Source organism: Limnohabitans sp. 2KL-3, assembly GCF_001269405.1.
Taxonomy (GTDB): domain Bacteria; phylum Pseudomonadota; class Gammaproteobacteria; order Burkholderiales; family Burkholderiaceae_C; genus Limnohabitans_A.
The window spans coordinates 359,700-377,719 of the sequence record NZ_CXON01000003.1 but is presented as its reverse complement, the minus strand read 5'-3'; the positions used below and the strand labels follow the sequence as shown (position 1 = coordinate 377,719).

The 18,020-nt window shown below is 55.7% G+C and carries 17 protein-coding genes; 5 read left to right on the top strand and 12 right to left on the bottom strand.

From position 1 onward, the window contains the following. Positions 1 to 12 precede the first annotated feature (12 nt). Positions 13 to 675, bottom strand: coding sequence for an ABC transporter ATP-binding protein (locus AMM41_RS06490; protein ID WP_089954811.1), 663 nt, complete (start codon positions 673 to 675; stop codon positions 13 to 15). A gap of 188 nt (positions 676 to 863) precedes the next feature. Here AMM41_RS06490 and AMM41_RS06485 point away from each other — a divergent pair, with 188 nt between their 5' ends. Further along, on the top strand, positions 864 to 2,279 hold the full coding sequence (locus tag AMM41_RS06485) for an exonuclease domain-containing protein (RefSeq protein WP_089954808.1): 1,416 nt from the start codon (positions 864 to 866) through the stop codon (positions 2,277 to 2,279). Beyond that, positions 2,272 to 4,287, top strand: a complete 2,016-nt coding sequence (locus AMM41_RS06480; protein ID WP_089954804.1) for an AAA domain-containing protein — start codon at positions 2,272 to 2,274, stop codon at positions 4,285 to 4,287. The genes AMM41_RS06485 and AMM41_RS06480 overlap by 8 nt, the downstream gene beginning before the upstream one ends. Positions 4,288 to 4,531: 244 nt before the next feature. Here the strand turns inward: AMM41_RS06480 and AMM41_RS06475 are convergent, their stop codons facing one another. From AMM41_RS06475 to AMM41_RS06455, 5 genes are read right to left on the bottom strand one after another with little or no spacing between them, the layout of a single operon-like run. Beyond that, positions 4,532 to 4,888 (bottom strand): helix-turn-helix domain-containing protein, encoded by a 357-nt coding sequence (locus AMM41_RS06475; protein WP_089954800.1) that lies wholly within the window; start codon positions 4,886 to 4,888, stop codon positions 4,532 to 4,534. Further along, positions 4,869 to 5,093 (bottom strand): type II toxin-antitoxin system RelE/ParE family toxin, encoded by a 225-nt coding sequence (locus AMM41_RS06470; protein WP_228769126.1) that lies wholly within the window; start codon positions 5,091 to 5,093, stop codon positions 4,869 to 4,871. Before AMM41_RS06470 ends, AMM41_RS06475 begins: the two co-directional genes overlap by 20 nt. Then, on the bottom strand, positions 5,090 to 5,281 hold the full coding sequence (locus AMM41_RS06465) for a hypothetical protein (RefSeq protein WP_089954791.1): 192 nt from the start codon (positions 5,279 to 5,281) through the stop codon (positions 5,090 to 5,092). Before AMM41_RS06465 ends, AMM41_RS06470 begins: the two co-directional genes overlap by 4 nt. Continuing rightward, a complete protein-coding gene (locus AMM41_RS06460) occupies positions 5,278 to 5,685 on the bottom strand; it encodes a type II toxin-antitoxin system VapC family toxin (protein WP_089954788.1) in 408 nt (135 codons plus the stop codon). The genes AMM41_RS06465 and AMM41_RS06460 overlap by 4 nt, the downstream gene beginning before the upstream one ends. After that, positions 5,682 to 6,023 (bottom strand): antitoxin, encoded by a 342-nt coding sequence (locus AMM41_RS06455; protein WP_089954785.1) that lies wholly within the window; start codon positions 6,021 to 6,023, stop codon positions 5,682 to 5,684. The genes AMM41_RS06460 and AMM41_RS06455 overlap by 4 nt, the downstream gene beginning before the upstream one ends. A gap of 155 nt (positions 6,024 to 6,178) precedes the next feature. On the opposite strand from AMM41_RS06455, the gene AMM41_RS06450 reads away from it, so the two are divergent. Together AMM41_RS06450 and AMM41_RS21780 are read left to right on the top strand one after the other, a co-directional pair. After that, the gene (locus tag AMM41_RS06450) at positions 6,179 to 7,366 is read left to right on the top strand and encodes a Fic family protein (protein ID WP_089954782.1); all 1,188 of its coding nucleotides are present in this window, start codon (positions 6,179 to 6,181) and stop codon (positions 7,364 to 7,366) included. Then, positions 7,356 to 7,712: a hypothetical protein gene (locus tag AMM41_RS21780; RefSeq protein ID WP_228769125.1), complete on the top strand. Its 357-nt coding sequence runs from the start codon at positions 7,356 to 7,358 to the stop codon at positions 7,710 to 7,712. The genes AMM41_RS06450 and AMM41_RS21780 overlap by 11 nt, the downstream gene beginning before the upstream one ends. A gap of 97 nt (positions 7,713 to 7,809) precedes the next feature. Here the strand turns inward: AMM41_RS21780 and AMM41_RS06440 are convergent, their stop codons facing one another. Next, entirely contained in the window at positions 7,810 to 8,211 is a 402-nt protein-coding gene (locus AMM41_RS06440; RefSeq protein ID WP_089954778.1) for a type II toxin-antitoxin system MqsA family antitoxin, read from the bottom strand. A 229-nt stretch (positions 8,212 to 8,440) separates the two neighbouring features. Beyond that, positions 8,441 to 9,607, bottom strand: coding sequence for a baeRF3 domain-containing protein (locus AMM41_RS06435; RefSeq protein ID WP_194944630.1), 1,167 nt, complete (start codon positions 9,605 to 9,607; stop codon positions 8,441 to 8,443). A gap of 223 nt (positions 9,608 to 9,830) precedes the next feature. Between AMM41_RS06435 and AMM41_RS06430 the strand changes: the two genes are divergently transcribed. Continuing rightward, complete coding sequence (locus AMM41_RS06430; protein ID WP_368664964.1) at positions 9,831 to 10,103, top strand: C-terminal helicase domain-containing protein; 273 nt, start codon at positions 9,831 to 9,833, stop codon at positions 10,101 to 10,103. A gap of 53 nt (positions 10,104 to 10,156) precedes the next feature. On the opposite strand, the gene AMM41_RS06425 is transcribed toward AMM41_RS06430, so the two are convergent. The 4 genes from AMM41_RS06425 to AMM41_RS06410 are packed head-to-tail and all read right to left on the bottom strand — an operon-like array spanning position 10,157 to position 18,011. Then, the gene (locus tag AMM41_RS06425; protein ID WP_228769124.1) at positions 10,157 to 12,520 is read right to left on the bottom strand and encodes an amidohydrolase family protein; all 2,364 of its coding nucleotides are present in this window, start codon (positions 12,518 to 12,520) and stop codon (positions 10,157 to 10,159) included. A 5-nt stretch (positions 12,521 to 12,525) separates the two neighbouring features. Then, complete coding sequence (locus AMM41_RS06420) at positions 12,526 to 14,247, bottom strand: hypothetical protein (RefSeq protein ID WP_089954769.1); 1,722 nt, start codon at positions 14,245 to 14,247, stop codon at positions 12,526 to 12,528. Positions 14,248 to 14,283: 36 nt separating this feature from the next. Further along, on the bottom strand, positions 14,284 to 15,237 hold the full coding sequence (locus AMM41_RS06415; protein WP_194944629.1) for a hypothetical protein: 954 nt from the start codon (positions 15,235 to 15,237) through the stop codon (positions 14,284 to 14,286). Then, the gene (locus tag AMM41_RS06410) at positions 15,234 to 18,011 is read right to left on the bottom strand and encodes a DNA methyltransferase (protein WP_089954762.1); all 2,778 of its coding nucleotides are present in this window, start codon (positions 18,009 to 18,011) and stop codon (positions 15,234 to 15,236) included. Before AMM41_RS06410 ends, AMM41_RS06415 begins: the two co-directional genes overlap by 4 nt. Positions 18,012 to 18,020 lie beyond the last annotated feature (9 nt).

Here is an 18,020-nt window from a genome sequence, read left to right as displayed (position 1 = left end):
GGCCCGTCAAGCTCAACAAACCAAACCCTTTTTGGTCAGGCGCAGCGTTCTGCCCATGGCCTTTGCCGCCTCGTCTGAATGGGTGACCATGACCAGGCTGGTCTGGCGCTCTGTGCACAAGCCAATCAGCAGGGCCAGGGTCTTGGCGGCGGTGTCGGTGTCCAGATTGCCGGTGGGCTCGTCGGCAAACACCACTTTGGGCCGATGCACCAGCGCCCGTGCCAGTGCCACGCGTTGCTGTTCACCACCCGACAAACTCGTGGGTTTGGCGTCTAGCCGTGAGGACAAGCCCAGATCGCCCAAAAGTTCCCGCGCCGACTGAGTGGCGTTCTGGCCAGACGCGCCGCCCAACAAACAAGGCACCATGACATTTTGAAGCGCTGACAAATGTGGCAGCAGGTGAAACGCCTGAAACACAAAACCCATGTCGGCTTGACGACAAGCGCGCCGCTGCTCAGCCGACCACGCCGACGTGGGCTGGCCAGACCAATGCACCGCACCATGGGTCGGCACTTCAAGCCCGGCCATGATGTTCAGCAAGGTGGACTTGCCGCACCCCGACGTGCCTTGAATGGCCACATGCTCGGCCAAGGCCAGGTCAAACGACAGGTCTTCAAACAGCCATTCACCGGGCAGATGGGCGTGGCCCACTGAAATTAAACTTAAAACAGACATGGATCCAAGTCGTGGTGCGTGAGGGGAGAGGGCGAAGTGTGGAGGGAGAAGTGCTTAAGGCGTGATGCCAGAACGCTTGTGCCGCTGATTATGGTTCGCGCCGCCAAGCTTTGCGCAATGGGCCTGACAACCATCACACTTTGTGGGTTTAGGTACGATCCTCACACGCGCCCATCCATGGCTATTCAATGAAACCCCCAGACACCGAATTTCCTGTTCTTGCCTTTGTCGACATCGAAACCACGGGTGGCAACTCCGAACGTGACCGGATCATCGAAATCGGCATCAAGACACTGGACCAAGGCCAAGAAACGGTTTGGGAGAGCCTGCTAGACCCCCAAACCTTCATTCCGCAGAACATCCAAAGACTGACGGGCATCACGCCAGACATGGTGGCCGGCCAGCCTCCATTTGACGAACTGGCGCTGCAAATCAAGAAAGAGCTCGAAGGCAAGATCTTTGTCGCGCACAACGCCCGCTTTGACTATGGCTTCATCAAAGCCTCATTCAAACGCCTGGGGCTGGATTTTCGACCCAAGGTGCTGTGCACCGTCAAGCTCTCGCGGCTGCTGTTTCCGCATCAGGCCCGGCACAACCTGGACACCATCGTCGCTGCGCACGGGCTCACGGTCAGTGCGCGGCACCGGGCATTGGGCGACGCCGATTTGCTGCTCCAGTTTTGGCGCGTGTGTGAAAAAACTTTTGGCTCCGCACGCTTGCTGGAAGCGGTCAATGAGTTGCTGGGCAGTGTGAGCCTGCCGCCCAACATCAACCAATCCGTCATTGACGCCATACCCGACACGCCGGGTTGTTACATCTTTTATGGCGAGCACAAAGCGCCCTTGTACATCGGCAAAAGCATCACGATGCGCAGCCGCGTCATGAGCCATTTTCAGAGTGCGCTCACCGTGCGCAAAGAAATGAAACTGTCTCAACAGGTGCACCACATCGAATGGATCGAGACGGGTGGTGAGTTGAGCGCTTTGATCTTGGAGGCCAAGCTGATCAAAGAGCGCATGCCGAGCGCAAACATCAAGCTGCGCCGCTCCAAAGACCTGTGCGCCTGGCAATTGAGCCCAGAACCCTCCGGCCTGCAACGCCCCAAACTCATCACACACAAGCATTTGCAGCCTGGCTTTCAAGACCATTTGTACGGGCTCTTTAGCAACAAGAAAGAAGCACTGGCTTACTTGGCTGCCGTCGCCAAAAAATACCAACTGTGCGAGGCCTTGATGGGCCTGGAGAAGGTGGAGGAGGGCAAGCCTTGTTTTGGCTACCAAGTCAAACAATGCCAAGGCGCTTGCATTGGCCAAGTGTCCTTGGCGGTGCACAACTTGAAGCTGCAAATGGCCCTTCAGCTTTACAAGGTTCCCGTTTGGCCATTTGAGGGGGCGGTGGCCATCCAAGACGGGCACAGCCTGCTGGTCATCAACAAATGGTGTTACTTGGGCACCGCCAACGACCACGATGAGCTGGACGTCATCGCTCGATCAGAAGATTTTGAGTTTGATCTCGACATTTACAAGGTCGTCAAAAAAGCCATGGCTGGCTCTCACAAAACCAATGTGGTGAAACTTTCGTCTCACACCTATTCCTTTGACTGACCAAGACCCGACCCCCACTGCCCCTGGCGCTGTTCAACATGATGTTCAAAGTGAGTTGCGCCATGTGCGTGCCCTCATGCACCTTGAGCAACAGGAAGACCAAGCGCAGTTCAAGCTCAAAAACGCCAGTGCCAGCATCAAAGAGCGCCGTCGGCGTGGCCTGACCTGGTACCCCGTCACCATCACCCAAGAAGACATCGGTTTTGGGGGCAAGGTGGTGCTGGAGCTGGAGCGGCCTGCACATCGGCAAGACCTGCATTTGTTTCAGGTGGGGGCGGCTGTGGCGCTGTTCAGCAGTGCGCCTGGCTACTCGGGGCCAGACCGGCCCGTGGTGAGCGGCGTGGTGACCCGCGTGCGGCGCAACAAGCTGCTATTGGCCACCACCAAAGAAGCGCTGCCCGACTGGGTGCTGGACGGCAGCACCCTCGGCATTGACCTGACGTTTGACGAGGTCAGCTACCGCGAGATGAACCAGGCCCTGAGCGCGGTCATGGCCGCACACGGCAACCGCCTGGCCGAACTGCGCGACGTGCTGCTGGGCGCTCAGGCCGCCCGCTTTCGCGAGCCGCAAGCCGACGACATTTTTTACCCCAGTGCGCTCAACGACTCGCAGCTGGCGGCGGTGCGCCATGTGGTTACGGCGCAAGACGTGGCCATCATTCACGGCCCGCCCGGCACGGGCAAAACCACCACGCTGGTGCAAGCCATTTTGGAAACCATTCGGCGCGAGCGGCGCGTGCTGGTGTGCGCGCCCTCGAATACCGCCGTGGACCTGTTGACCGAAAAGCTGGCCGAGCGCGGTGTGAATGTGATCCGCCTGGGCAACCCCAGCCGCGTGTCGGAGCTGCTGCTCCAGCACACGCTGGACGCCGGGGTGATGGCCCACGCCAGCTACGCCAAGATGCACGCCATGCGCCAAACCGCCGAGCAGCACCGAGAGGCTGCCAGCGAACGTGTGCGCAACTTTGGTTTTGAAGAGCGAGAGCGCCGCCTATGGCTGCGCGAAGAAGCCCGCACGCTGCGCCAAGCCGCCGACGATTTGGAGCGCTTCATGACCGAAGACGTGCTCGAATCGGTGCAGGTCATCACCTGCACGCTGGTGGGCGCCAGCCACCGCCACATTCGCCACCTGGGCTTTGAGACCGTCTTCATCGACGAAGCCGCCCAGGCCTTGGAGCCGGGTTGCTGGATTCCGATTGCCAAGGGCCAGCGTCTGGTGTTGGCGGGCGACCACCACCAGCTGCCGCCCACCGTGAAAAGCGAAAAAGCCGCCCGCGAAGGCCTGCGCGAAACCCTGTTTGAAAAGTGCATCCAGCGCCAACCCAACACGGCCCGCATGCTGAAGGTGCAATACCGCATGCACGCGCACATCATGGGCTTCAGCTCCGAGAAGTTTTATGGCGGCCAACTGGTGGCGCACCCCAGCGTGCGCCACGCCGACTTGGCCGCTTATGACCCGCGCTTTGATGACCCACGTTTTTCGCCCGACCTGCCCGTGGAGTTCATCGACACGGCGGGTTGCGGTTATCAAGAACTGGCCATCCCCGAAAGCCGTTCAAACGCCAACCCCGAAGAAGCCCACTTGCTGCTGGAGCGCCTGGCGCAGCTGCTCGCGCTGGGCGAGCCCACCGACCCAGACCAGCGCCCGCTGACCATTGGCGTGATCGCACCGTACCGCGCCCAAATCAACTATTTAAAAGACGCCATCGAAGACAGCGAAGTGCTGAATGGTTTGCTGCTGCAACGCAGGCTCAGCGTGGGCACCGTCGATTCGTTTCAGGGCCAAGAGCGCGACATCATTGCCATCACCTTGACGCGCAGCAACCTCCAAGGCGAGATCGGCTTCCTCTCTGACATTCGCCGCATGAACGTGGGCATGACCCGCGCACGGCGCAAGCTGCTGCTGGTGGGCGATTCGTCCACGCTGTGCAAGCATCCGTTTTTTGGGGATTTGTTGACTTATGTGAAGGGGGTGGGGGGGTATCGCACGGCGCGTGAGGTGGCCTAAATGGGTGCCTGCTTGAGCGCTGTTTGCCGTCAGGGACTTGCAGCGCAAGGGGGGTGCAAGTTGTACCCCAGTTGGCAACTATTGATCCGGCACGCTGATGTTTGAAATTTATTGCACAGACATCCCGTAGGTCGGTGGCTTTAGCCCCGACATTGCTGGCTTCGGCGTAGGCTGCATGTCGGGGCTAAAGCCACCGACCTACAACCGACAAACACAGGGGCAGTTCAATCTTCATAGGGCCGGATCAATAGGCCGCTGCCCGTGATCGGCGGGCAGCACCTGCGCGCTTGTTGAGGGTGACTTCACCTCCCAAGTGGTCGATCACCACGGACGGGCGATCAGGAAACTTGGCCACCAGTTCCAGCTTGCCGCCCATGCTCTCCACATAGTGGCGCATCGTTGAAAGCAGCATGTCGCTGCGCTTTTCCAAACGAGAAATGGTGTCCTGACGCACCCCCAAGGCGGCAGCCATTTGCTCTTGTGTTTGCTGAGCTGCATGGCGAAGGTCTTTGAGTGTCGCCAACTCCATGGCCCGATCCTCCACCCGTTTTTTGCGATCTTTGGGCAGTGCAGCCATCACGTCATCGAGTTTTCTTGCCATTTTTGGACTCCTTGGTTGATTGACTCAAAGTGCCCAGATGATCGTCGTAACGCGCATCGGCCACCGTGAGTAAGCGCTTGTAAAACCTGCGCTGATCTGCCCCACCTTTATCTCCACCCACCAGCAAGATGGCTTGTTGGCGGGGATCGAAGGCAAAGGCCACTCGCCAAACCTGACCATTCCAGGAAAACCGAAGTTCCTTCATGTTGCGGCGCATGAGGTGGACATTGAGGCCTGATCTTGCTGCGATTCGTCTACGCTGCTCTTGCTCAAGGCCAGCGTGACTTTCACACCATCTTCCTTGAATGCCAGCTCGGCAGGAGAGAGCAGAAAATCCGCGACCACCTCAACATCGCCCATGGGCTCATCCGTGTAAACGATCTTCTTTTTCACGTCATCCAGTCCTCAATTTTCAAACCCGGCACCCGCTTGAAGTGCCGTGTGTTGTGGGTTACCAAGGGCAGGCCCAGCGCCAATGCATGCGCGGCGATTTGGGTGTCCATGTCGCCAATGGGCTGCCCGGTTTGCTGCAGGTGGGCGGCAATTTCGCCATATCGGTCTGCGGCCTCCAGTGTCCATGGCAAAACGGGCAACTCATTCAGCAGCAAATCAATGGTTCGACGGCGTTTGTCTTCGGCTTGCAGCAGTGCCTGCCCAAACCGTGTTTCGGCGCGGGTGATGGCGGAGATGGCGACCTCCTGCTTTTTGAGCGCCGCCAACATGCGCGTTTGCAGCGCGGCAGAATTGTTGCGTGCAAAGTAGCCCAAGATGTTGGTGTCCACCAAGAACTTGATCACTTGCGGGCCTTGGTTTTGACTGTGCGTTTAGCAGAGGCTTTTGCTGTGGCTTTGGGAGCTGTTGGCGTATCCCAGTCCGCAAACGGATTTTTGGGTGGATTGTTTTGCCGGAGGGCATCCGACAAAAAGTCGTCGGGCAATGGGTTGTCCGCAATGGCAGCCATCAGCGCATCCAGTCGACGCTGACGCAATGTTTCCGCGTCCTTGGGCTTGAGCGTGATCTCTCCCGTCACCTCGTTGCGGGCAATCCACATTTCATCGACATCCACACGAAATGCCTTGGGCAAGCGAATCGCCTGGCTGTTGCCGTTGGTAAAAACTTTGGCGGTAGCGAGCATGGCACCCTCCTTGGAATGTATCTATGAAAACGTACCTACTTTATCACCAAGAAAATGATTCAGGCCAAGTCAAAAACCCACAGCTGAATTGATCTTGACACCGCGCACGATACGATTTCCATTCCATTCAAATCATATATTGATATGATTAAGCCATGAAATCATATCAACGTTGGATTTGGCAGCTGCCAGAGTGGCCAGCATTGGTGTTCGACGCGAAGCGAATCCAGGCGGCATTGGCGGCCGCAAGAACATCCCAAGGAATTCTTCTTGGCAAAGCGGAGGCGATTGGCCTGGAAGGGCTGCAGCCCCACATCCGCGACTCGCTGACGCAAGAGGCATTGACCACCTCAGCCATTGAAGGCGAAAAGCTGGACCCTGAAAGCGTTCGCTCCTCCGTGGCCCGGCGCTTGGGGCTGGACACGTCTGGTGCCCCCGTACGCGAAGGCAGGCGCAACATCGAGGGACTGATCGATGTGCTGCAAGACGCCACCCTGAACACCGATTCACCCTTGACGCTGGAGCGGCTGTGCAGCTGGCACGGGGCGCTTTTCCCAACGGGTTTTTCGGGCATGCAGCGCATCGATGTGGGCGCACTGCGTTCTGTGCCCATGGAGATCGTGAGTGGGGCCGTGGGCCACAGCAAGGTGCATTACGCCGCGCCACCCGCTGAAGGCCTGGCTAGCCAAGTGGACGCTTTTTTGACGTGGTTCAACCAAACCCAGCCCAAGGTCGGCACTCACCCCATGGACGGCTTGGTGCGTGCCGCTGTCTCGCATCTGTGGTTCGAGACGCTGCACCCCTTTGACGATGGCAATGGGCGCATCGGCCGGGCTATCTTGCAATTGGCACTGGGCCAAGACATGGGGCAGCCTGGGCGCATCGTGACGCTGTCGAGGCAAATCGAGTCCTGCAAAGACCGGTATTACAGCGAGCTGGAGCGGGCGCAGCGTTCCAAAAGCATGGACGTGACGGCATGGGTCGAATGGATGCTGGAGCAAGTCACACTGGCCAGCGAGTTCGCCAACCGCACCATTGATTCGGCCATTCAACGCATTCGGTTTCAGGCCCAAATGTCATCGGTCTCGCTCAATGAGCGTCAGCAAAAAACCATGAAGAAGCTGCTGGATGCTGGCCCCAAAGGTTACGAAGGCGGCATGACCACGCGCAAGCACGAGCGTATTGCGCAAACCTCCACACCCACCGCAGCCCGAGATCTCATCGATCTGGAACGGCTTGGGCTGCTCACCCGATACGGTGAGGGCCGTTCGACACGGTATTACCCTGCGATAGAAGGCTGGGCCGAGGACAATGCCAAGTTGGGAAAAGCCAGTGGGACTTGAGGTGCATGACACAAAGCGCGGTTTATGCCGCATTGAAACGCTTGGAGGAATCGACGTGAAAAGCTTGAAAGACGTAAAAGCCCAACTGTTGGCCAACCCCGTTGCTCGCAAAGCATATGACGCACAAGCGCCAGAGTTTGAGCTGGCCCGTGAACTGATTGCAGCACGCACGCTAGGGGACCTGACGCAAGGCGATGCCGATCATGCCTCGCTTCAAAAAGCGAGCAAAACGCTGGATCGTCTGCTTGCGCTGAAGGGTGTTGATGTGGACGCCGTCGTTGCTGAATTCAATGTGGCACGACAACGTGCTCAAACCCTCAAGAAGCTCAAATCCAAAGCAACATGAGTTTTGAGCGATCGTTCAGGATCGACAACATCTGGATCCGTGCGGTGCTGCGCCAATCCACCATTGCGCAAATCCTCTGCCAGATCAATGGAGGGCGTTAGGCCGCTCTGACCTCGCTCAGCAAATCGGGGTGGTGATCCAGCACCTTGAGCAACTTGACCAAAGCCAGCGGCGGTTTGGTCTTGCCGTTCTCGTAGCGAGAAAACGCATTCACGCCACCGCCAAAAATATCGGCAGCTTCACGTTGGTCCAGGTCGAGCTTTTTGCGGACTTTGGCAATGTAGCTGGGGTCAACATAAGCAGCGTTTACTTGCCTTTGATGCACCCCAAGCAACTCGCTGTATCGGTCACCGTGTTCGCGGTTCAAAACGACTTCGCCGCAGGCAGGACAGAAATCACCCGTCACGTCAGGAATGGTGGTGCTTTCGCCCTTGTAGACATAGGACAAGTCGCGGGTATCGTGGATCAGTTCAGCCGCTCCACAGCATGGGCATTTCATGGTCACAGCTCCTGCCAAATAAGGTGATCCCAGTGAGGGGTACTTTTCTCCATGGCAAATCATAAGCAAGTAGGTTGATTAGGCAGGTAGCTTAACGGTCAAGCCATGCGGCATCTTCAAAATCAGACCTCGATATGTTTTTGACGGTGGACAGGCACCCGAGTTTGAGCCGGCCCGTGAACGGATTGGAAAAACCATCCACGAATGACAGGGATGGGGCTTGGTGGTTTCAGTGGCGATAACTCGCCGCAACACCCGTGGTTGTGGGCATGCGTTCGGCCGCCAGAACATGCACTTGGCCGCCTAATTTCTCAACCAACGTGCTCAGGTCGTCCAACACATCGTCGACCCTGGGGTAGCCGAGTTCGGAAAAGTCGATGCGGCCTGTTGTGCCATCGATGCGCCCGGGGACCAGGCGACCGGCTTCGATCAACAAGGTGCCTACGCGCCCGGCTGTGGCCGCATGCGCCACATCGGCCAGGTTGTCGCTGCCCAGCCCCTTTGCTTTGGCTGCGGCGTATTCGTCGCACCAAGCGCTTTGTTGGGCCTGTTGTGCCGGGGCGGCCACTGCCCAGGCGCGTTGCTGCAACTCGGTGGGGCTCAGGCTCTCGGGGTTGATGAGCAGGCCCTGCTTCATCAGCCGCGGGTTGTGGCTGATGGCCTGAAACAGGTGGTGGTGTTCAGGCAAAGCTGCCAGCATCAGGGGCAAGCCCGAAACGTCGGAGTGGTGCGCCTGCACCGCCCGATCCACCGCCCGGAAAAAGCGCTCCACCTCGCTGTCCATGCCGTCTTTCTTGCCGCCTTGCCCGTGGTGCATGGCCGAATGGCCAGCGCCCAGGCCACCGTACGATGACACCGAGCTGTGCGCCGTTTGTTGGCGATCGCTGCTCGTGTCGCTTGAAGAGCGCGGGACCTCTGACGCCAAGCTCAAAGCCTCCAGGCTGTCGCGGTTGCCCTCGAACAGCTGCACCTTGTTCAAGCTCAAAGCCAAGACTTGGTAACGCTCAACCGATTGCAAAAATTGCCGCAAAGGTTGGGTGTGAAAGCTGTCGGCCACCACCGCCAAGTCGGCCACCGGTCTGGGCAACACGTAGATGCGGAAAAAATCAGTCGCCCCCATCACCACCAGCCCGTCGAGCGTGTGCTCCCAAAACGCGTGGTCGTTTTCCAAGGCCTCAAATGGCGCAATGAGGGCGCGCAGGGCATCGGGCGCTTGGTGGTGCAGAGATGTTTTCAGTGCACCAACCAGATGGCGAAAACGGATCGGGTCTTGCTGGTTATCGGGGTGACTGCGGTGGGTGCCCATGTACAGAGACAGGCAGGGCCGGGTGTGCAACCCAACAAGTTCCTCCAGGCTGGCGCTGGTCAGATTGAGTGGGGTGTGACGAGCTTGCATGCAAATTCCTCTTTGTTGGTGTTGACACCATGACGGCGAGACCTGGCCCATGGGCAGTGCGCTGACAGCGCCGCAGAGCGCGGCACCTGGGGCCTGGGCTCGAGCCAAGGTTTGCATGCAGTCTGCGTTGTCAACCCTGCAAAGTCTGTACTTCAACGAACGGTCTAGCGCTGTGCCCGTGCTGTGGGTGCGTGTGCCGTGGTGCGCATGTTGCCTTTGACGGCTGCGTGAACAGCTGCTGCAACGCAGGCTCAGCATGGGCACCGTTGATTCGTTTCAGGGCCAAGAGCGCGACATCATGGCCATCACCTTGACACGCAGCAACCCCCAAAGCGAGATCGGCTTCCTGTCTGACATCCGCCGCATGAACGTGGGCATGACCCGCTCACAGCGCAAGCTGCTGCTGGTGGGCGATTCATCCACGCTTTGCAGGCATCCGTTTTTTGGGGAGTTGTTGGCGTATGTGAGGGGGGTGGGGATTGCGCACTGCGCATGAGATGAGCAAATCAACCTAGCTAAGGCCGTGCTGAAAACTAAATTCTTTGATCCTCACTTTGGGTGAAACCGATAAATTCGCCCACGTTCGTTGACCTGGGTAACACGCTGTAAAGCTTCGGCTTCGTTGAGGTTGCTGTTTTTAAGTGCGAGGAACAAGTGATGAAATTCGGTTTCAATGTCGGTCGAAAAGATGCCAGGGTCGTCTGAGCCCAATGAAACGAGGATGTCTGGATCGTCCGGCTGAACAGCCGACGGCGCCTTCATCCATCGCAATGCGTGGTGTTCAGAAAAATGCTTGTACTGGCTAATGCGCACGTTGCTGCTCGGCAAGGTCTCTATCACAACACCACGGTCTGCCACCTCATGCATCAGGGCTTGTTGCAAACGCAGGTAATGTGCAGCTTGCAAAAAATCACTCCTGACTTCAATCAATTCCTCTGCCCCTTTCCAAAGGCCTTTGTCGCTTTGCCATTGCCAATACACATCAAAAGCTGCGGAATTGGCGGTGCCCTTGGCATGCACGTCTTGTATCTCGTTGCGCCAATGTTCGTTGAGGGGCTGCGCAATCGGCAACTGCCGGTCGTTGTTAACCCACCTGAACACCTCCGGCAAGCTGAGGCTTCGCAGCGCCATGGCGTTTTCGCACTCGTAGGGCGTCAGGTGTTTTCCAAATAACTTGACAGCGAGCTGCCCCAACTCCGCAGTCAGTGTGTGAGCAACGGTTTCTAAGCCCGCATGTTGTTTGCACATCAACCGCCATGCGGCCAGCACACTCAAAAACCAATCGCCCCGTTTGATGATGATGGTTTGTGGCATGCGGTTGAGCCACAGCTGGGGGTTGATGCCCATGGCCGTGCCGTGCCCCAAGCGGTCCCCCGCTTGCAAGTCCAAAAATACCAACGCCTCCAGCATGTAGCGCAGGCCAGAAAGCAAGTGCGGAAAGTCCTCCCCTGCATGAAAGGTTTTGTGAGTAACGCCATGGGCTGCGCACTTGCGAAAGACGGGTGCAAAAAACTCGGGCGGTGCATGCAGTTCGTTGGCTGCACCATCAATGCCGCGCACCCAGTCTTTTAGCCTGGGGTAGCGTTTCAAAAGCCACAGCAGCGCATTGGTGCTATTTCGCAGTGATTTAACCAATGCATGATGGCGGTAAGGCGCATGTTTGATGTCACTTGTTGACCAACGCTTTTTTATGAAGTGACAAACCAACGTCAGTCGAAGTGGCTCAATGCCTGAATTTGCTAATGCAGCGGTGAGTTCATCAAGTTCGGTCAATAAAACCGGCAACTGATGGGGTGGGCGTTTTTTCTGCAGAACGGATTCTTGCGGAAGACATGACGACAAATAGCGGTGGTAGCCATGCAAGATTTTCAAGAGTAAATTTTGCAGTTTGGTCGTGTTTTCTTTCGGTGCAAATCGGCCTTCGTAAAACTGCACGCGACTTCGGCGCAGGTTGTTGCCGTGGGCGTCTTTGAACCGCTCGAAAAAATCGTCTTCTAAATGTTCGCGCAAGCCTGCATCGGCGTGTTTTTGAAATTGATCAAACCCTACCCGTTGTTCATTTTGCACCGTGAGTTGGTAGTACTGGTTCATCAACAATAGGTATTGGTGATAAGCCTCAGGCAGTACACGGTGCCCAGGGTGATCGCGGCACTTGCTTAGAAAAGCAGTCTGCCAATGCAACTCCGTCTTCAAACAAAAGCTGTTTCTGTCAGGGTAGGACTCTGCGTCTTCAATGTCGATGACCTTTGCAGGTGCCCACCAGCAATCATCGAATGCTGCACGCTTCAACAGACGTCGAAGCTTGCGGGCTTCTCGCAGGTGATGAATCAGACTGGTGGGCGTTAAAGTTGGGTCAATGTTGCGCGCCAAGTCGCGAGTCGCGTTTTCTTTGTTTGGTTTATTGCGGAATTTCTTGCTGAAATCCGCAGTGCTTTCAAGGGGGTGTTCTAAGGCGTGTAGCCAGGCCCTTTCCCCATGGCTGCTGCCATTGAGGTGAACGTGGGTTTCGTGCAGGCCCTCACGGCTGAGGTAGTCTTCCACTATCTCGGAATGCGGCTTCACTGGTAGGTGTTTAGCATCTACCCACGCCATCAAAGGCAGTTTCGACATGCGGCTGCACAAACCCTGCTGCCATGCGCCCATGGAGTCGGGTTTGACGTACCAACGCTGGTGCCGCCGCACCAGCAACTCATTTTGTAAGAAATCCAGCGATTCGATGCAGGGGTGCCGTTCTTTGTTATCAAAGTTGAGCATGCGCCACGCGTTGTCAAACACATGGTCTGGGCTTCGGGTCAACCAGGCGTGGTAACAGTCGTACAAGGCCTCGCGAAGGGGTTGTTCAGTGAGAAGCCGATGGTTGGAAAGCAACCAGACGCACAGAAGACCAGGAACTGAAAGGCGAGCTTCTGTCATCGTGGTTATGCAACAGGGCTTTTCAAGACAATCTTTTTGCCCTGTATAGCAACTTTCGTGAGTTCTTCCCACGCTGCATCCGAGATGAAATCATAAGCGGCGGGTTGTTTGTTTTTTCGAGCAAGAGTAAAAGGCCAACCTTTGGCATCAAAGACTTTCGCGTCAGAAATTAATCCAGTGATCAGTGGGCAAGTTGCCACGATGTGGGTTAATGGCAGCCGCTCGGTAGAAAGTTCATTTCTGACTGTACTTAAACGGTTTAAGTAGTCAGTTGCGGACGAGCGTGGATTGGCCAAAACAATTGGATTTAGTTCGTCAACTGTTGAACCCGTTAAGTGATAGGTCGACTCCTCAGCCAGGAAGGCGTTGACCACGCACAAGGCAAACAACTCCATTAGGGTCGCAAAGTCACGATCTGTTTTTGTGTGCAGCGGACGAAGAGCATCAGAAATATTCTCTAATCCAAAGAATAAGCGCGGCCACACTTTGCCCATGAAAACTGAAGACGGTTGAATATGTGGCGTGATAAGTTGTGTCGCATTTAGCCACGTGAGCAAGCGCTCAGTCCACAGCTCTATCGATACGTTCTCTTGTGTATGGATTGCAGTTGTAATGCCTGCCTCGTGCAGATCTTGAGGTGAGTTATCTCCGCCTTCTTCGTAATCACTGTTTTCCTGTGAACTGGTTGTTGCTTTGTCGTTGTCAGTATTTGCAATTGCAATCCAAGGCGGAACACTGATGCTGTTGGTGTTTGGATAAAAGCCAGAAAGTGCACGCCTGATACTTTTTTTCTTTTGGCCGGGTCCAAATGCCTGCCATACTTGTGTTTCAGGTAGTTCCAACAAACGCCCCATCAAACCCAAGACGTTGTAAATTGAGGCAAATGTTCTTGGCCCCGTTCCTGAAGAGTTAACCAAACTGAATGCAGCAGCTGGGATGTGATCGAGGTCTGCGAATACTTTCCGGTAGCCTGTGTAGCCGCTACTGCTGTCTTGGTTAAGGCCTACGATGCCGTACCTAATCACTCGTTGATTATGCGCAATGGCATGCTCGCTCACCAAGGCCACAGTCGCTAATCTTGCACAGCCCAATGCGTCGTCATTTTTGCCGACGCCCATGTAACGTTTAAATTCTTGAAGCAATACCTTCTCGTCTAACTTACGGAGATTTGAGTTGGCAGCATCGTGTGCGAGTTTGACCATGCCTGGTCCACGCAGCAAATATGCAATGCAGGTGCTGGGTTTGCCACGGAGTTGTTGCGACACTGCGGCGGACAAGCCATACATTGCGCCTCGGTTGTGGGGTTGTGCGTTGCTCGGGCGAAGATAAGCCGAGGTGTCTGGGTCGCCATCATCCATCGCCACTTCAAACACAGCCTCTACCAATGTGCGGAAATCTCCCATCGCAAGTTCTTCTGCTGCAATGTTGTAGTGGTAGAAGTACTGCAAAGCCAAATCCTGAATTGCCAATCCAAATTGGTTGTTGCCATCGACACTTTCGTCTTCTTGTATGCGTGAGAGAACTTGCAGAACGCTGCGTATTGGTTGCATCAGCAGGTATTCTGTGTAAAGACCGGTGTCACTGTCCGTTAAACGGAACCCTTTTTGAATCAGCTTTCTGGTGAAAGGTTTCAGCTCTTGATCATTTGCGATCTTCGTGCTGACTTTAAAGTTGGCTGCTGCTTTGCGGTTGCCTGAATCATCGGTTAACCGCCAAAGCGGAAACAAGTGATGGCGCTCACGAAGCGGGAACAGTTTGAGCAGTTATTGCTCCTCCAAATGGTCAAGCATTCGCATTTGTTGTGTCGCTCGTCCACCAGCAGAGCCTTCGGTGCCCCACTCGTCACGTTTGCCGCAGGCCAGTTCGTGTCGAAAGTGTTGACGGACCAGAAGCGAGTACATCTCCAGATCACCGGTCAGCAAAACCAATGCCCTTGGCGTGTCCAGGTAGTTTCGAATCATTTCTAGCAAGGCAATGGCATGCTTTGAATTGGTGTCCGCATCGTCAAAAGCAAACAACAATGCATTCACATCCATCAAGTTACATGCCACCTCAAACAATTGGGTCAAGTTTTCGCGTAGTTTGGCGCTGTGCCCCGCCTGTTCGATGCCGATGTCTAAAAACAGGTCTTCGTCCAGATCTTTCAAAGGGTGGTGATCTTTCTGAAACATCACCAAGCCACCCGCCACTTTGCGAAAGGCTTTTTCCCAGTATTTGCGATTGGTGTGGCCTTTTTCGCATTGAGATGGACGTCTAAGTGCCTCCTCCACCTTTTCTTTGAGCGCATGCAGCAGCGTTAGCAAAAGAATTTCGTTCGACTCAATGCGACTCGGGTCTATGCAACCAACAACGGCCAATTTTTCGAATTCTTTGGTTTTGTTCTCGCAAATAAGTCTGAGGGCGGTGTGCATGAAGGTGGACTTGCCCGCCCCTCGGGTGCCGTCGATGAAGCTGACCCAGCCAGAGCCTGAGGGGACGGCGATGTACGCGTCAAGCGGGTTAGGGTTCTCCTTTCCCTTGGTGTTGGCTTGCACCCATGCCAGTCGCTTGGAAATTCGAGTCTTAAGCGCGTCGAACACATGTTTCTGGATCAGGCCATCTTCTTTTAGCTCTGTTTGTGCATGTACCGTCTCCAAATCAATGCAGATAGTGGATAAATTGCTAGAACCTGCAACCTTGTTTGTTGTTTCCTGTGAGTTTGTGTCGGGGTTGCTCATTTCAATTTCCTTTTAGATTCTTTTCCACTAGGCAGCAAGCTGGTGATGCGTTGGTACAGCTCGAACAGAAAGGCCACGCGTTCGGCGTCGGAGGCGTAGGTCTTTTTGCCGCCGCTGGGTTGGTAGGCGGCGTCTACGGCGGTGTCTAGTTTTTGGTGGGCCTTGAGCAGGGCCGGGGGCATGGTGAGCGGGTCGTAGAGGTCGGCCAGTGACGAGCTTGCAAATTGGGCGCGGGCGTCGAGCACGCATTGGGCGGCTTGTTCGATGGCGGTGCGGTGTTTGTCGCTGAGTGGTTCGCCAGCGAAGCCGGGCCAAGGGTAGTTGTTGTAGACAGCAGGCGAATAGCTGTAGTCACTTTTCATTCGCCCGCAAACAGTTCGCATCCATGCGTTGTGCATAGTGCTAGACAAAATTCCGAAGTGAAAATGTGAGCCGTTACTGATGATCTGCAATTTATTGCTGGCGATCGTCTGCGTAGTTAAAAAGGCGATTGGAATGAATCGACGATTTGCCGAGGAGACTTCAGGAATGGCTAGGTAGTCTGTGGTCGGCTGGCGGTCTTGAGTGAACAGCGTAGGTTGTGCAGCGAAATCTCTTACGCTTTTTGTTGGGCTTTCTGTTCTTGCGGTAGTCACACGTTTTACGCGTTCAAGAACTTTCGGCATAGCGCGTAGCTCAGCTGGCGATATGCCTTTTAACCAAAGGCACCATCTTGGTATTGAGTTGATCAGCTCGACACCGCCAACGTACGGTCGAATCCATTGCACAGCATTTGGCTCTGCTGCAATTAATTCTTCTTTTGCAGAATCGGTCAGGATCAGGTGTCCGCCATCTGTTGGCTGGCTGCCCTTTATGAGTTGCGGTAATCCTCTTGGCGTATCGGCTCTTGAAGGAAGGATGACGTTAGGAGCATCTACTAAGTAAGGGTTGATGTTCTGTGCCCGTGTGACATGAGGTTGACCATTAATGTCCTCATACTCGAACAGTATTTTTTCAGTTGAATTGGAGAGTTTGAATCCGATGATCACGCAATGAACGGCGGCATTGCCTCTTGCTTCGTTTGACCATGCGAAGGTTTTGTGCGCGAAGTGAATGATTGCGCCTTGTGAAAGCATCCAGCTCCATAAAACGCCAACTTGTTCCCCTTGGCAAATGCTATTGGTTGAAACGAAAGCAGCGCTGCAAATCCTGCTGCCTTTCATGTAGTCAACCGTCTTCTTGTGCCAACAAGTAACGAAGTCGAGGCGGCCGAATTTCCCCTCGTCACCCCACACGTAACTCATGTCCTCTGCTTGCGCTGGCGTTCTCCACTGATGACCAATGAACGGCGGATTGCCCAACACATAACTGCACCGCTCCGCAGGCAGCACCTCGTGCCAGTCCAGCCGCAGCGCATTGGCGTGTCGGATGCCGGGTGAGCTTTTGAGCGGGATGCGGGCAAAGTACAGGCCAAACTCCACGCTCACGCGCAGGTTCATTTGGTGGTCCACCAGCCACATGGCCACTTGGGCAATTTGGGCCGGAAACTCTTCGATCTCAATGCCAAAGAATTGGTCCACGTTCACGCCGATCAGGCTGTGCACATCCATCGTCAGCTGGCCTTTGTGGGCGCTCAGTTCGTGGTCGGCTCGCAGCACCTTCAGCTCCAGCTCGCGCAGTTCGCGGTAGCTGATCACCAAGAAGTTGCCGCACCCACAGGCCGGGTCAAAAAACGTCAGCTGGCGCAGCTTTTTGTGAAACTCAAACAGCTTGTTGCGGTTGCCTTTGACGCGCTCAAACTCGGCGTGCAGTTCGTCCAGAAACAGGGGCTTGATGACTTTGAGGATGTTGTTTTCAGACGTGTAGTGCGCGCCCAAAATGCGGCGGGCTTTTTCGTCCATGATGCTTTGGAACAGGCTGCCAAAAATCGCCGGGCTGATGGCCGACCAGTCGAGCCCGCAGGCGTCCAGCAGGGCTTCGCGCATGGCGGTGTTGAAGTCGGCCATGGGCAGGGTTTCTTCAAACAGGCGGCCGTTGATGTACGCAAATTGGTTCAGCTGTTCGTCGATGTTTTTGCTGCGTTGGCTTTCGTGTGTATTGAGCACCTGAAACAGTTGCCCCAGGCGTGGCCCCAGGTCCGAGCCGTCGGGCGCGGTGCGTTCTTCGACAAAGTCTCTGAACGATTGCGCGGGCTGAAAGATGCCCGTGTCGTCGGCAAACAAACAAAACAGCAGGCGCACCAGCAGCACCTCAAGCGCGTGTCCGCTGTAGCCGCTGGCCTTCAGGGCGTCGTGCAGGCGGCCCATGCGTTCGGCGGCCTTGATGTTGACCGGGTCTTCGGCCTGGATGTCTTGCACCTTGTAGCCCGCCAGCAGGCCAAAGAGCTTGACGTGTTTGTGCAGGTGCTTGAGCTCAAACTCCGCCGTCTCGCCCGTGGCCAGCCGCCGCACCCGAAAGCGGGCAAAGTCGCACACCACCACCAGCTGGGGCAGGTCGCGCTCGGGCAGGTTGTGCAGGTAGCCAATGGCTTGGTCCACCGCGTCGTCCAGGCTTTTGCCGCGTGATTTGTGCTCCACCAACAGCACGCCGGGCCAAAACAGGTCCACAAAGCCTTGAGCACCGCCCAGCTTTTTGACGTTCAGCTCAAAGGTGGCGACGCGTTTGTTGGTGATGCCAAAGATTTCAAAAAAGTCGATCCAAAAGGGCTTGGCTTCGCTGTCTTCGTTGCAGGCGTCGGCCCAGGTTTTGCTGAATTGCAATGCCCTGGATTTGATTTCGTTCCAATTAAGACCCATTTGGTACTC